Below are 14449 nucleotides of genomic sequence, written 5' to 3'. Positions count from 1 at the left end.
AAGGCGCACCACGCAACGCGCGGTGTGACGTGCCCACCGTTGTTCTTTACGACCATCGACATGGTGGGCACGCGCCGCCTTTGGCGTCGCTTTGCCCACCCTACAACATGTCAGCCCGCCGTCAGCAGCGGGATCGCCTCGTCGCGTTCGTAGAGATAGAGCAGGCAGCGCAGCGCGTCGCTGCGCGGGCCCTTCAACTTGGGATCCTCCTTGAGGATGCGCAGCGCCTCGTCGCGAGCCTGCGTAATTAGTTGCGCATGCACCTCGGGACGGGCGATGCGATAGCCGGGCAGGCCACTCTGGCGGATGCCGAGCACGTCGCCTTCGCCGCGCAGCTTGAGGTCCTCCTCGGCGATCCGAAAACCGTCGGTGGTCTCGCGGATCACGGCGAGCCGCGCCTTCGACATCTGCCCCAGCGGCTCGTGATAGAGCAGGATGCAGGTCGAGGCCTCCGAGCCGCGGCCGATCCTGCCGCGCAGCTGGTGCAACTGCGCCAGGCCGAAGCGCTCGGCGTTCTCGATCACCATGATGCTGGCGGCCGGCACGTCGACGCCGACCTCGACCACGGTGGTCGCAACCAGCAGGCGCAGCTCATGCGCCGCGAACCGCCCCATGACGTCGTCCTTCTCGCTGCCCTTCATCTTGCCGTGGACGAGGCCGACCTTGTCGCCGAAGCGCTCGCGCAGGCTCTCGAAGCGATCCGTCGCATTGGTGAGATGATCGACGCCCTCGGCCTCGGATTCCTCGACCAGCGGGCAGATCCAGTACACCAGCTTGCCGGCATCGAGCGCGCGGCCGACGGCATCGATGACCTCGCCGAGCCTGGTGTCGGCGACCGCGCGGGTGTCGATCGGCTGCCGGCCGGCCGGCTTCTCGCGCAGCTCGGAGATGTCCATGTCGCCGAAATAGGTCAGCACGAGGGTGCGCGGGATCGGCGTCGCCGACAGCACCAGCACGTCGACGGCCTCGCCCTTCGAGGTCAGCGCCAGCCGCTCGCGCACACCGAAGCGATGCTGCTCGTCGACGATGGCGAGCGCGAGCGACTTGAAGACCACGTCGTCCTGGATCAGCGCGTGGGTGCCGACCAGCAGGTCGATTTCGCCGGCCTCCAGACGCGCAAGAATGTCGCGACGCTCCTTGCCTTTCTCGCGCCCCGTGAGAATGGCCACCTTCATCCCGGCGCGCTCGGCGAGCGGCGTGATGGTCTTGGCATGCTGGCGCGCCAGAATCTCGGTCGGGGCCATCAGGGCCGCCTGCTTGCCAGCCTCGGCAACGGCGGCTGCCGCCAGCAGCGCCACCACCGTCTTGCCGGAACCGACATCGCCCTGCAGCAGCCGCAGCATCCGCACCGGCTTTTCGAGATCGGCGGCGATCGCTTCGATCGCCCGGGCTTGCGAGTTCGTCAGCGCGTAAGGCAGGGCATCGATGATCTTGCGGCGCAGACGACCGTCGCCGGCATGACGGTTGCCCGCAGGACGGCGCAGTTGCGCCCGCACCAGCGCCAGCGCCAATTGGCCGGCCAGCAATTCGTCGAACGCGAGCCGCGACCAGAACCGGTTTTCCGGCAGGATGTCCGTCAGCTCCTGCGGCACATGGACCCGCGTCAGCGCCTCCTTCAAGGGCGGGAAGCCGCAGCGGCTGAGCACCTCCGGACTGATCCATTCCGGCAGCTCGGGCAGCTTGGTCAGCGCCGCGGCGATCGCGCGCCGCAACGATCCGAGTGCGAGGCCTTCCGTCAGCGGATAGACTGGATCGATGCCGGAGAGTTTTGCAAACCCCGCTTCATCCAGGATGCGGTCGGGGTGCACGATCTGCGGCACGCCGTCATACATTTGCACGGTGCCGGAGACGTAGCGCTTGGCGCCAACCGGCAGCACCTTCTCGATGTAGTCGCCCTTGGGACGGAAGAAGGTCAGCACGACGTCGCCGGTCTCGTCGCTGGCGTAAACGAGGTACGGTGCGCGGGCGTTGCGCGAGGGGCGGTGGCGATCGACCGTGACTTCCAGCGTCACCACGGTTCCGACCGCGACGTCGCGCACCTTCGGCCGGTTGCGGCGGTCGATCACGCTGGCCGGCAGATGCAGCAGCAGGTCGACCAGCCGCGGCGTCTCGCTGCAGCCGAGCAGGTAGCGCAGCAGCTTGTCCTGCTTCGGCCCGACCCCGGAGAGGGTGGTGACCGGCGCGAACAGGGGATTGAGAACGCTTGGGCGCATGGACCGAACACTTAAAGCGGTTTGAGAGCCGGAATAGCCGCGAATGCCAAGACATCCACGTCTTTTTCTCAGGTTTCAGGTGCCGGGCATGCCGGTTCTGCAGCCTGGGAGGGCTGACAGGAGCGCTGCGTGCCGCTATATCGAACCGCGCCCGGCACTGTCCGGGCTTTTGGCGTTGTCCTGCAGGAATATCGCGATGACCGGAACGACCCGATCGAGCCAAGGCCTAGACGACCGTCGCAAGCGGCTCCTGTTCCGCTGCTGGCATCGCGGCACCCGTGAGATGGACCTGATCCTCGGCCGCTTCGCCGATGCCGAGATCGGGAGCCTCTCCGAGAGCGAGCTGGCCGAGCTCGAACAGCTTCTGGAAGTTCCGGACCCGGATTTCTACGCCGCGGTGACAGGCGCCCGGCCGCTGCCGCCGGAGCAGACCCCGGCATTGTTCGAGCGCATCAAGGCGTTCCGCGCGGTGGGCGCCGATTGATGAAGAGTCCGGTCAAGTCGCCAGCCGAGCATCTCGCGCCGGGGCGCGCGCTTACGCTCGCCAATGTCGCCGAGGGCGCCGAAGGCCTGGTCGTCTCGGACCTCGCGCGGGCGATCGCCGCCAAGCCGAAGCCGCCGGCGGTCAGCCTCGCCGTGGTCTGTCGCGACGGCAATCGGATGCAGCAGCTGGCGCGGGCGCTCGACTTCTTCGCGCCGGATCTGCCGGTGATGCAGTTCCCGGCCTGGGACTGCCAGCCTTACGATCGCGTCTCGCCGCATGGCGGTATTCTCGCCCAGCGCGTCACGACGCTGGCGCGGTTGTCGCGCCTCGCCGGCAGCGACAAGCCGCTGATCGTGCTGACCACCGTCAACGCCATCGTGCAGCGCGTGCCGGCGCGCGACACCATGGCCGGGCAGGCGCTGTCGGTCGCGCCCGGCCATGTCGTGCCGATGGACTCCGTCGTCGCCTGGCTCGAGCATAACGGCTATCACCGCTCGTCGACCGTGCGCGAGAGCGGCGAATATGCGGTGCGCGGCGGCATTCTCGACCTGTTTCCCGCCGGCCTCGACCAGCCGGTGCGCTTCGACTTCTTCGGCGACAGCCTGGAGTCGATCCGCACCTTCGACGCCGAGACGCAGCGCACCTTGCTCGACATGCGTTCGCTGGATCTCGTGCCCGTCTCTGAATTCCAGCTCGTCACCGACACCATCCGCCGCTTCCGCATGGGCTATGTCGCCGAGTTCGGCGCGCCCGAGCGCGATGACGCGCTGTACGAGGCCGTCAGCGAAGGCCGCCGCTATCCCGGCATGGAGCACTGGCTGCCGCTGTTCCATGACAAGATGGAGACCTTGTTCGACTATCTGCCGAACACACCCATCGTGATCGAGCCGCAGGGCGAGGACGCCGCGCGCGAGCGCTTCAAGCAGATCATCGACTATTACGACGCGCGCCGCGAGGCGATGGAGCATCCCGGCGGCGGGGCGATCTACAAGCCGCTGACGGTCGACCGCCTGTATCTGACGTCGTCGGAGTGGGCTGAGCGGCTCGCCGCGGTGCCGCTGGCGCGCGTGACGCCGTTCGCGGTGCCGGAGAGCGCCAACGTCGTCGACATCGGCGCGCGGCAGGGCCGCAACTTCGCGCCCGAGCGCAACGACGCCGCCGTCAACGTGTTCGAGGCAGTTGTCGCCCACGTGCAGGCATTACAATCGGTGCGCAAGAAGGTCGTGATCGCGCTGTGGAGCGAAGGCTCGCGCGACCGCATGGCCAGCATGCTGAAGGACCACAAGCTGATCCATGTCACCAGCGTCAACACCTGGCGCGTGGTGCAGGCGACGCCGCGCAACGAGACCATGCTCGCGGTGCTGGGCCTGGAGACCGGCTTCGAGACCGACCAGATCGCCGTCATCTCCGAGCAGGACATTCTCGGCGACCGCCTGGTGCGGCCGCGCCGGGCGAGCCGCAAGCTCGACAACTTCATCTCGGAGGTGACGAGCCTCGCGATCGGCGACATTGTGGTCCATGTCGATCACGGCATCGGCCGTTTCGTCGGGCTGCAGACGCTCGAGGTCGCCGGCGCGCCGCATGACTGTCTCGAACTGCGCTATGCCGGCGAGACCAAGCTGTATCTGCCGGTCGAGAACATCGAGCTGTTGTCGCGCTACGGCTCCGACCAGACCAATGTCGAGCTCGACAAGCTCGGCGGCTCCGGCTGGCAGACGCGCAAGGCCAAGCTGAAGAACCGCATCCGCGAGATGGCCGGTGAGCTGATCAAGATCGCCGCCGAGCGCATGCTGCACGAGGCGCCGAAGCTGCCGGTGCAGGTCGGCCTCTATGACGAGTTCTGCGCCCGCTTCCCCTATGACGAGACCGAGGACCAGCTCGCCGCGATCCAGGCGACGCTCGCCGATCTCGAAGTGGGACGTCCGATGGACCGGCTGGTCTGCGGCGACGTCGGCTTCGGCAAGACCGAGGTGGCGCTACGCGCCGCCTTTGCCGTCGCGCTCGACGGCAAGCAGGTCGCAGTCGTCGTGCCGACCACGCTGCTCGCGCGCCAGCATGCAAAGACTTTCGCTGAGCGCTTCAAGGGCTTTCCGGTCAACGTCGCACAGGCGTCGCGGCTGGTCAGCACCAAGGAGCTCAATCAGGTCAAGAAGGGCCTCGCCGACGGCTCGGTCGACATCGTCGTCGGCACCCATGCGCTGCTCGGCAAGGCGATCAAGTTCCGCGATCTCGGCCTCGTCATCGTCGACGAGGAGCAGCATTTCGGCGTCAGCCACAAGGAGCGGCTCAAGCAGCTGCGCGCCGAGGTGCATGTGCTGACCCTGTCGGCGACGCCGATCCCGCGCACCTTGCAGCTCGCACTCACCGGCGTGCGCGAGCTGTCGATCATCGCCTCGCCGCCAGTCGATCGTCTCGCCGTTCGCACCTTCGTCGCGCCGCATGACCCCGTGATGATCCGCGAGGCGCTGCTGCGCGAGCGCTACCGCGGCGGCCAGGCGTTCTACGTCGTGCCGCGCATCGACGATCTCGCCGAGGTCAAGGAGTTCCTCGACAAGACCGTGCCGGAGATGAAGGTCGCCGTCGCGCACGGCCAGATGGCGCCGACCGTGATTGAGGACATCATCGGGGCGTTCTACGACGGCAAGTTCGACATCCTGCTGTCGACCACGATCGTCGAATCCGGCCTCGACATTCCCCGCGCCAACACGCTGATCGTGCACCGTGCCGACATGTTCGGCCTTGCCCAGCTCTATCAGCTGCGCGGCCGCGTCGGCCGCTCCAAGCTGCGCGCTTATGCGCTGTTCACCCTGCCGTCGACGCACAAGATCAGCCCACTAGCCGAAAAGCGCCTGGGCGTGCTGCAGTCGCTGGAGACGCTGGGGGCCGGCTTCCAGCTCGCCAGCCACGACCTCGACATCCGAGGCGCTGGGAACCTCCTCGGCGACGAGCAGTCCGGCCACATCAGGGAGGTCGGCTTCGAGCTCTATCAGTCGATGCTGGAGGAGGCGATCGAGAACCTCAAGGCTGGGATCACCGAGCCGACCGTCGACCGCTGGTCGCCCCAGATCACCATCGGCATGCCCGTGCTGATCCCCGAGGACTACGTCTCCGACCTCTCGGTGCGACTGTCGCTGTACCGCCGGCTCGCCGATCTCGAGACCGACGACGAGATCGACAACTTCGCGGCCGAGCTGCGCGACCGCTTCGGCAAGCTGCCGGACGAGACGCGCTATCTGTTCAAGGTCGCCGCGATCAAGAACTACTGCCGCAGGGCCAATGTCGAGAAGGTCGATGCCGGCCCGAAGGGCGCGGTCATCGCCTTCCGCGACAACAGCTTCGCCTATCCCGACCGTCTCGTCGCCTTCATCAAGCGCCACGGCCAAGCCGCCAAGGTGCGCCCCGACATGAAGGTCGTGTTCCTGCAGGTCTGGGAGACGCCCGAGGAGCGGCTCGCCGGCACCACCGATATCCTGAAGGAACTCGCCGACCTCGCGGAGAAGAAGAAGGCGGCGTAGCGCGGGGAGCGGAAGCTATCGGATTCACATGACACAATATCCGATCGGAATAGACTGCGTGTGGATCGCCTCTGATCGAGACGGCCATGTCGGCGCCTTCATAAGCGCGGGTGCAGGACCGATCCCCGCAGCCGGATTCGATTCGGATCAGATCCCTATTGAGGATATCGAGACGCGTTTGTGTCAGTTGCCGATCGTGTCATCGGCTCATCTACTCGCCACGGTCCGATCGCCGGCGAGCTTTGTCGATTTGGCCGAACGAGGGCTGTTCGTCTACGATTGGATTGACGCCCATCGTTCCAGCAGGGATGCAACATGCATGTACGAGCCGGTTGCCGTGCCAGCGATGCCGCTTCGTTCAGATCAGCTTCCCAATGATCTGCACATCCTTGCCGACGAACTGCGTCTGTCCGCTGTGCGCTTTGGCAGAGAGACGTCGGTGGATATCGGATCGCTTCTGACCTGCGTTGACGCTGGATGATCAGCGAAGCTGCCAGCCGAAATGCAGCGCGAAGCTGGCGATGAGGAAGACTGAGACGATCGCGACTACGCTCACCCAATCGGTCTCGTCGCGAGATTGTGGGTTTTGCATCGCGCCATTCTCCGCTTCTTCGGACTCCCCCAAAGTCCACCAGTGTCATTGCACCAGACGAGTGGGGCAAATGCGCGATCTCAACATGCCGGTGTTTAGTTGAGATCGTGACCGAGGGAACGAACGTCCAACATCGGGGCTACGGAACGCAAGATCTCGTAGGGTGGGCAAAGCGGCCGCCGTCAGGCGGCAGCGTGCCCACCGTCGATCGGTATGTTGCGCGGTGAGATGGTGGGCACCGGCGCTATCCGAGATCTCGCATGTGGTGACACCGTGCATGCGCCTTTGCCCACCCTGCGGAGCACGACTCGTAGTTCGGACAAGCGCAAATAACGTCCTTGGGGCGCCCAATTCCTCACGACGCCACGCGCTGCGGCTCGCCATAGACCCGGGCTAGCAGCGTGCGTGCGGTGTCGCCCTGCCGCCATTCTTCAGGGTCTGGCTGACCGCGGTGGCGAAGTCACGGGCGAACGCGGCGCGCGTGAGCAGGCCGGTCAGCGGATCGAGCATGCCGCCGGCTTCGATGGCGCGCAGCGTGCGGTTGAGCTTGGCCTCGACGACACACGGCGCAAGCTCGCCGCCTGGGTCAGGGACTACAACGGCGAGCGGCCGCACTCCTCACTGACATACCAGACGCCTGCGGCCTATGCCGCCAACCTCCCCGCAACGGGCGAACGGCTGCGCAACCCCGACCAGCTCCGCCAATCGCCCGTTGCTGCACCCGCGCCACTCGGCGTCAAACCCAACAGGACTCTAAATCCTACTGGATGAAACTTCGGTGGCAGGTCAGTTGCAGAACACGGCGGGCCTGCGATGCTCGCCGGTATCGGCATCATGCGAGCGCTAGCTAAGTCCGGCTCGAACGCGTGTGCAACCTTGAGATGGTCGCACGAGTCCCTAAAGAGGATTAATGTTTCACAGATTTTTATCAACGAGATCAGTTTCGCAGATCTTCAAGAAGATCAAAGGTCAGTTGTGGGGGGCGATCCAACTGCCTAGTTCAGGCATCGACGATGTCCGATCCACGATCACTATCGCCGGAGATAAATTTCCGCCGAGGCATTAGCTATGCCGGCGGTCTGGTCGCAATTGGACTGATCTATTTCGCCCTGGCAAAAGGTGGCCTTGCTCTCGCCTCTATTCATCCCAGTGCAACGCCAATTTGGCCACCGACAGGTGTCGCGCTGGCGGCGGTGCTGTTGTGGGGATATCGGACTTGGCCCGCAATTTTCACGGCGGCGGTGATCGCCAATGCGACGACCGCCGGCTCGGTTGCCACCGCGATTGCGATTGCGACCGGTAACTCTCTTGAAGCGGTTGTTGGCGCTTACCTAATCCATCGATGGTCGAGCGGATGTAATACGTTTTCGACGCCATATTCTGTCGCGAAGTTTACCTTGATTTGCCTCGTGATCGCGACACCGATCAGCGCCAGCATTGGACTGTCCAGCCTGGCAACCGCCGGGTACATCGAACGGACGAATTTCGCAAACGCCTGGGTCACATGGTGGCTGGGAGATGTGACCGGCGCGCTGGTCATTGCCCCCGTTATCGTGCTTTGGGCATCAAGCCCCTACCATGCTTTCAACCGTAAGGAATTTTTGGAGACGGTCGGCGTCCTCGCAACAGCGGCGGCTGTTGGACTCATTGCTTTCAGCCCCCTGATCGAGCAAACGCCGAGCCGAAATCCACTGGGTTTTCTTGCGATCCTGCCAATGTTGTGGGCGGCGCTGCGCCGCGGTCCACGTGACACCGCAACGGTTGCGCTGGTGCTTGCGGGGATCACGATTTGGGGGACGCTCACGGGCGGCGGCCCCTTCACGACCGTGGATCTCAACGTTTCATTCCTGCTGGTATTGATGTTCTTGATCAGTATTACCGTTCCAAGCTTGTTACTGAGCGCCGACGTCGAGGTGCGCAAGAAAGCGGAGGAAAGTCTGCGCCACGCGCAGATGGAACTCGAGCGGAAGGTCGCAGAACGTACGCAAGAGCTGGAGCTCGCCAATGCAGCAAAATCGCGCTTTCTTGCCATGGCAAGCCATGATTTGCGGCAGCCATTACATGCACTAGGCCTGTTCGTTGCGCAGCTGCGCACGCCGCTCAAATCGGGGGAAAGGACAAAGACGATCGAGCGGATCGATGCAACGCGCAAAGAAATGGATGAAATGTTCAACTCGCTCCTGGATATTTCCAGGCTCGATGCTGGAATCTTTACACCCAAAATTACCGAATTCCCGATCGCGCGCCTGTTGCAAACAATTGAGACTACGTTTGATCAGGCAACGCGAGAAAAAGGCTTGCGTCTACGCGTTCGGCGAAGTGATGCCTGGGTGCGGAGCGACGCCATGCTGCTCGAACGCATACTGCTCAATCTGGTATCCAATGCTGTGCGCTATACGTCACGGGGCGGGATCATCGTCGGATGTCGTCGGCGCGGTGAAATGTTGCGTATCGAAGTATGGGATAGCGGTCCCGGCATTCCTGAGGATCAGAAGCAGAATATTTTTGGCGAATTTTTTCAACTACCCGGCCCGGAACGGAACCGGTACGGCGGCCTGGGGCTCGGCCTGGCTATTGTCGATAGGCTTCGCGTACTTCTCAACCATCAAGTCGACTTAGCTTCGACTGTGGGCCGAGGTTCGCGATTCGCAATCCTGATTCCGATGGCAGATAAATGCGTCACGTCCACCGTGCCCGTCGACTCACCTCGCTCCGCAGTCGTTGCGGTCGAAGGTAAGGTAATTCTTGTTATTGCCGATGCTCCAATTGTGCGAGAGGAGACGGGCGGATTGCTTGGCAAATGGGGATACTCCGTCCTTACCGCCGGATCCGACGAAGCTGCGCTTATCCGACTGGCTGAGCGCCAACAACGCCTCGATCTTATAATCTCGGATTATCATCTTGCCAGCGGAAAGACCGGGATCCGAGCAATTGAACAAATTAGTGCGGCGTTTGGCTCATCAATTCCAGCTATCCTCACCAGCGGCGATACGGCACCCGAACCACTACGTGACGCTAAGGATAGAGGGTACATTTTGCTGCACAAACCTGTCGACCCAATGCGGCTCCGCGCTGTCATGCACGAGTTCTTGAGGGATCAAGACGATAGGAGAGACACCGGGGCGGCGTTATGAATCAGAGTTCGGCGACAAATCCCAGCCCATTTTTCCGACTTCTATTACTGCCTCGGTGCGACTCGTTACATTGAGTGCCTTGAGAACGACCGTGATGTGGTTCTTCACTGTCGGCACGGCCATATCGAGGGTCTTGGCAATGATCTTGTTGCTTTTTCCCTTCATCAGGAGCGCAAGCACTTCAATCTGCCGATCGGTCAACCCGAGACCCTTGGGAGAGTCGCGCGTCGCTAGCTTATTTGTAAGCCGCGGAGACGTTGGTTCCTCAAGAATCTCCGAGGGAATGTAAATGCCGCCAGAGAACACTAACTTGATGGCGTTGAGCATGACCTCACGTTCGGTAGTTTTCGGGATGAAACCCAGAGCGCCAAGTTTGAAAGCGCGCTTGACTGTATCTTGATCATCCGAGGACGAGAGAATGACGACAGCAATGGTCGCATAGCGGTCACGCAGTTCGCGGAGGACAGAGAAGCCATCTCGATCGGGCAAATTGATATCAAGCAAAATGAGGCTGATGTCAGGATGTTCCTCGACTATGTGCACTGCCTCACGGCCGTTCGAAGCTTCAAAAATGACGGAGTCTCGCTTCAGTTGTTTCACGATGGCGTGCAACGCCTCGCGGATTAATGCATGATCGTCGACAATAAGAACTTTCATAAAAGCTCTCCGTCATCCCATTGCACGGAGATCCAACTTAAAAAAACATACACCCACCTTCGGGTCTTTGGCGAGGAAGAAGCTGGCGGAAGACTGGCTCCCGATACCGTCCATCCACCATCATCCGTGGCCCAACCAGCGGTTCGCCGCCGGGCACTCAAGGTAGGAGCCGAATGCCGTTGTGTGGTGTAATTGTAATCGCCTCACGGTAGGAGCGCGAGTACGGACCACGAAAGTCGTGGGACTCAGAGTCACCTTCGCCTGTAGGCAAAGGTGATTGATGCCGAGATCTGTACGGTACCTTGATCATAGGACCTAGGAACCTCTCTCTGTGGACCTCCGGCTGATTTACGCGCTGTGCCGTTTAAACGATGATCGTCAAGCGGATAGCTTCACGCGCCAGCAGGTTCTACCAAGCGCTGCCATATGATCGCTATCGCAATAGCTTTCGTGGCCGGGGTCGGCGTGAAGCAGATCTAGATTGCGGCGTTGTCACGATCCGGCAGCGCGGCGGTGACTTTTTGTCAAATTCGGTCCCTCTTGAAGCGTGCTCGTACGCCGGACGGGGCAATCAGATGCATGATCGAACTGCCGACCTGAAGCCATCGGTAGGCGCGTTGCCGGAGCTGAAAGGCTACGGCCGCGATTTGCGCATTGATGCCTGCCGCGGCATCGCGCTCTGGTGCATCTTTCTTGATCATGTCCCCAACAACATCGGGAGCTGGCTGACGCTGCGGAACTACGGCTTCAGCGATGCCGCGGAAGTGTTCATGTTCGTGTCGGGCGTAACCTGCACGTTGGCCTACGGCAAGGCATGGCGCTGCGGGGGCTGGACCGGCGTGATCGGTCGGACGCTGTGGCGAAGCTGGGATATTTATGTCGCATTTCTGCTGCTCACGCTCGCCTGCGCCATCATGGTTCACCTCGCAGGCGGCGGCCATCTTGCCGACGAGAGCAATACGCGCATTCTGTTGGAACAGCCGGGCGTGACGCTCGCGCACGCGGCGATCCTGCAATACTGCCCCGTCAACACCGACGTCTTGCCGCTCTTCGTGCTTTATCACCTTGTGTTCGCGCCGCTGCTGTGGCTGCTGCTGCGAGCGCCGAACGCAACGCTCGGCGCGTCGCTGTTGCTTTACGCACTGGTGCACGTCTTCGGCTGGACCATCCCGGCATGGCCGAATGGCCACTGGGCCTTCAATCCGCTGGCCTGGCAGCTGCTGGTCGTGCTTGGCGTGTGGTGGATGATCGAAGGCAAGAGAGCCCGGCCATGGGTGACCTCACGCACCGCGCTTGTGGCTGCCGCTCTCTATCTGGTGTTCAGCCTCATCATCGCATTGAGCTGGAGCATCAAACCGCTGGAAGCGCTGGTCCCGCAGGGGCTGCTGACGCTGCTTTACCCGATGGACAAATCGAATCTCGATCCATTGCGACTGCTGCATTTCTTGGCCCTTGCGGCTTTGGTGGTATGGTTAGTGCCTCGCAATTGGCGAGGGCTGACGACGGCGGTGATGCGCGGCGCCATTCTCTGTGGCCAGAATTCGCTGCCAATCTACTGCCTCGGCGTTCTGCTGACGTTCGCCAGCCGCCTGGCGCTGCTCGGCATCTCGGAGGGGCTGACGATGCAGATCGCGCTCAGTGTTGGTGGCGTCCTGGTGATGATCGTGGCGGCGACGCTGCTGAACTTGATCAAGATCAAGCCGAGGCAGCAGCCGGACGCGAAGCCCGTCGAGCAGACAACCAGGTTTGAGCTGGTCGTCAATCTCAAGACAGCCAAGGCGCTCGGCGTTGACATTCCGCCCACGCCGCCCGCCTCGGGCCGACGAGGTGGCCGAATAAAGATGCTGTTTGCTCCGGTGCGCGAGTCCGGCTGCGGCGCTGGTCCAGTGCCAGCAATGAGCACGCCTTCGGGCCACCAGCGAAAACTGTGGGTCAGGTCGTGAATTAGATCACAAGGACCGTGGAGCCTGCCCTTTATTCTTCCGGCCATCGTACAGAGGAGCCAAGGCCATGATTTCCCACCCAAGGACCCACAAGGGAGCGGTGCTGATCGCGGCGTGTGTGATGTTTGCCTGCGTAGCGGCATTATTGTCGGTCAACCTGACGTCACCCACTAGCGCCGCGCTCGGCACTGACTGGCAGTGCAGCCGGCTTGCGCTCGTTATCACGACCTGCACCCATGTGCGTGCACACGAGACCGTTTCAACTGGCGTGCGCAAGCGGACCTGGTACCCGGAATCATAGCTCGGTGATACGGCGGTCTTTGAAGCGGCGTTGCCGGGCCTTTTTCTTGGTCCAGACGAAGGCTCAGATCTGACGTTATATGCTTTGATGTAGTGACCTGCCCCTAGGAATTTGCGGCCTATGCCGCCAACCTCACCGCAACGGGCGATCGGCTGCGCAACCCCGACCAGCTCCGCCAATCGCCCGTTGCTGCACCCGCGCCACTCGGCGTAGAATTCAAGAGGACTCTAAATGCTACTGGATGAAACTTAGGTGGCAGGTCACTCGCAATGACGCCCGTGACGCAGGCAACATCGTTCTATGAAGCCGCGCGCTGGGCCTCGCCGTAGACGCGGGCCAGCAAGGCGCGCGCGGTGTCGCCCGGCTGCAGCGCGGCGACGGTGACCGAAGGCTCCGTGCGCGTATCGCGCTTGCCGTGGGAGGTGTGGCGCATCACGCTGGAGAGGCGGCGCGCGATGGCGTGAGCCGAGCGCAGATCGGTCTCGGCGAACACGACGACGACCGAACCGTTGTCCTCGTGGGTGCCGAAATCCATCCGCCGCATCAGGCGGCTGATGATGCGGGCGCCGTCATATTGGGCGCGCGGATTGACCGGATCGAACGCGAAGCGGGCGACGGCAAGGCTGCCGCCGTTCTTCTGGGTCTGGCTGACGGCGCTGGCGAAGTCGCGGGCGAACGCGTTGCGGGTGAGCAGGCCGGTCTGCGGATCGAGCATGCCGCCGGCTTCGATGGCGCGCAGCGTGCGGTTGAGGCGGGCCTCGAAGGCGTGCTGACGGATCAAGGGCAGCGCGCTGGCCGCGATATGCGCGGGTGCGCCGGCGATGATCTCGAGATTGGCGAGTTCCTGCAGCGGTGCCGGCTGGTTGGCGGTGACGACCACGGCGAGGTTGCGGAAGCGAGTGTCCTCGGCAAGGACGGCGAGGAACGCATCGACCACGCGGGGCGAAAAACCTTCGCCGAGCACGATGCCGTCGATGTCGCGGCTCGACAGATGCTTCGCGGCGGCTTCGATGCTCAGCGCGCCGACCACGGCCATGCGTTCGCCGAGCGCGACCGACAGGCCGGGCAGGGAGCTGCCGCGGCCGAGCAGTAGCACGGTCGCATCATCGAGCGGATCTGTTTCCGGCAGCGCGGCGTCGGGCGTCTTCTTCTCGTCGAGACGGCGCAACACGGTGGTGTGCAGAGTGCGGACACGCAGGGCGGCGCGCAATCGCGCCAGCAGCCGTTCGTGGTTGTCGCTGTCCTGCAGGGGAAGAGCGTGATCGGGCAGGGTTGCGTCACCCGGCGTGATTGCGATCAGCGGCACGTAGGGCTTTCGCGCGCCGATATGACGCGAGAGCGCCGCAAGCTCGGCCGCATCAGCGCCCTCCATCACGGCCACCACTGCGGCCGGCTGCACCTTGGACATCGCGCTCAGCGCATCGGTCCAGCGCGTTTCGACGGAGGGGAGAATCTGCGCCGCCGCGAGGGCAGCCGTCAGCGAAGGCCGCGTGGAAGGAGAGACGATGAGAAGCGGGCCTTGTTGGGACATCCAGGGAACTCAGGATACGCTGATGACAACGTGCGATCCTAGGTCGCTCCCGTTAACGCGGCGTCAACACTGTTCCGAA

At 63.1% G+C, this 14449-nt stretch carries 9 protein-coding genes and 2 pseudogenes; 7 read left to right on the top strand and 4 right to left on the bottom strand.

Translation table 11 applies throughout. The features are described 5' to 3' along the window. Positions 1–110 precede the first annotated feature (110 nt). Positions 111–2213 carry an ATP-dependent DNA helicase RecG gene (gene recG, locus QW881_RS24140; protein ID WP_315757434.1) on the bottom strand — a complete coding sequence of 701 codons (2103 nt, stop codon included), beginning with the start codon at positions 2211–2213 and terminating at the stop codon, positions 111–113. Positions 2214–2409: 196 nt separating this feature from the next. Between recG and QW881_RS24135 the strand changes: the two genes are divergently transcribed. The 3 genes from QW881_RS24135 to QW881_RS24125 are packed head-to-tail and all read left to right on the top strand — an operon-like array spanning position 2410 to position 6693. Next, positions 2410–2697 carry a succinate dehydrogenase assembly factor 2 gene (locus QW881_RS24135; protein ID WP_315757546.1) on the top strand — a complete coding sequence of 96 codons (288 nt, stop codon included), beginning with the start codon at positions 2410–2412 and terminating at the stop codon, positions 2695–2697. After that, positions 2697–6212: a transcription-repair coupling factor gene (gene mfd / locus QW881_RS24130; protein WP_315757435.1), complete on the top strand. Its 3516-nt coding sequence runs from the start codon at positions 2697–2699 to the stop codon at positions 6210–6212. Before QW881_RS24135 ends, mfd begins: the two co-directional genes overlap by 1 nt. A gap of 28 nt (positions 6213–6240) precedes the next feature. After that, the gene (locus tag QW881_RS24125; RefSeq protein ID WP_315757436.1) at positions 6241–6693 is read left to right on the top strand and encodes a hypothetical protein; all 453 of its coding nucleotides are present in this window, start codon (positions 6241–6243) and stop codon (positions 6691–6693) included. Positions 6694–7224: 531 nt separating this feature from the next. On the opposite strand, the pseudogene QW881_RS24120 reads toward QW881_RS24125, so the two are convergent. Beyond that, positions 7225–7359 (bottom strand): annotated as a pseudogene (locus tag QW881_RS24120) (GGDEF domain-containing protein); the annotation flags it as partial. Here QW881_RS24120 and QW881_RS24115 point away from each other — a divergent pair. Then, positions 7306–7575, top strand: a complete 270-nt coding sequence (locus QW881_RS24115) for an integrase core domain-containing protein (RefSeq protein ID WP_409999011.1) — start codon at positions 7306–7308, stop codon at positions 7573–7575. The pseudogene QW881_RS24120 and the gene QW881_RS24115 overlap by 54 nt on opposite strands. A 242-nt stretch (positions 7576–7817) precedes the next feature. After that, complete coding sequence (locus QW881_RS24110; RefSeq protein WP_315757437.1) at positions 7818–9938, top strand: MASE1 domain-containing protein; 2121 nt, start codon at positions 7818–7820, stop codon at positions 9936–9938. Here QW881_RS24110 and QW881_RS24105 read toward each other — a convergent pair. Next, positions 9933–10595: a response regulator transcription factor gene (locus QW881_RS24105; RefSeq protein WP_315757438.1), complete on the bottom strand. Its 663-nt coding sequence runs from the start codon at positions 10593–10595 to the stop codon at positions 9933–9935. The genes QW881_RS24110 and QW881_RS24105 overlap by 6 nt on opposite strands. 575 nt (positions 10596–11170) lie before the next feature. On the opposite strand from QW881_RS24105, the gene opgC reads away from it, so the two are divergent. Both opgC and QW881_RS24095 read left to right on the top strand, forming a co-directional pair. After that, entirely contained in the window at positions 11171–12538 is a 1368-nt protein-coding gene (opgC, locus tag QW881_RS24100) for an OpgC domain-containing protein (RefSeq protein ID WP_315757439.1), read from the top strand. A gap of 414 nt (positions 12539–12952) precedes the next feature. Then, positions 12953–13084 (top strand): annotated as a pseudogene (locus QW881_RS24095) (IS3 family transposase); the annotation flags it as partial. 53 nt (positions 13085–13137) lie between these two features. Here QW881_RS24095 and QW881_RS24090 read toward each other — a convergent pair. Continuing rightward, a complete protein-coding gene (locus QW881_RS24090) occupies positions 13138–14370 on the bottom strand; it encodes a GGDEF domain-containing protein (protein ID WP_315757440.1) in 1233 nt (410 codons plus the stop codon). Positions 14371–14449 lie beyond the last annotated feature (79 nt).

It is taken from the genome of Bradyrhizobium sp. SZCCHNS3016 (genome assembly GCF_032484535.1).
GTDB lineage: Bacteria > Pseudomonadota > Alphaproteobacteria > Rhizobiales > Xanthobacteraceae > Bradyrhizobium.
This window is presented reverse-complemented; position numbering and strand designations above follow the sequence as displayed.

What these genes read in the sequence shown, in the direction of transcription:
- QW881_RS24125 (WP_315757436.1), top strand. Translation starts at nt 6,241, where the DNA reads ATGACACAATATCCGATCGGAATAGACTGCGTGTGGATCGCCTCTGAT.
- recG (WP_315757434.1), bottom strand. Translation starts at nt 2,213, where the DNA reads ATGCGCCCAAGCGTTCTCAATCCCCTGTTCGCGCCGGTCACCACCCTC.
- QW881_RS24135 (WP_315757546.1), top strand. Translation starts at nt 2,410, where the DNA reads ATGACCGGAACGACCCGATCGAGCCAAGGCCTAGACGACCGTCGCAAG.
- opgC (WP_315757439.1), top strand. Translation starts at nt 11,171, where the DNA reads ATGCATGATCGAACTGCCGACCTGAAGCCATCGGTAGGCGCGTTGCCG.
- mfd (WP_315757435.1), top strand. Translation starts at nt 2,697, where the DNA reads ATGAAGAGTCCGGTCAAGTCGCCAGCCGAGCATCTCGCGCCGGGGCGC.
- QW881_RS24090 (WP_315757440.1), bottom strand. Translation starts at nt 14,370, where the DNA reads ATGTCCCAACAAGGCCCGCTTCTCATCGTCTCTCCTTCCACGCGGCCT.
- QW881_RS24110 (WP_315757437.1), top strand. Translation starts at nt 7,818, where the DNA reads ATGTCCGATCCACGATCACTATCGCCGGAGATAAATTTCCGCCGAGGC.
- QW881_RS24105 (WP_315757438.1), bottom strand. Translation starts at nt 10,595, where the DNA reads ATGAAAGTTCTTATTGTCGACGATCATGCATTAATCCGCGAGGCGTTG.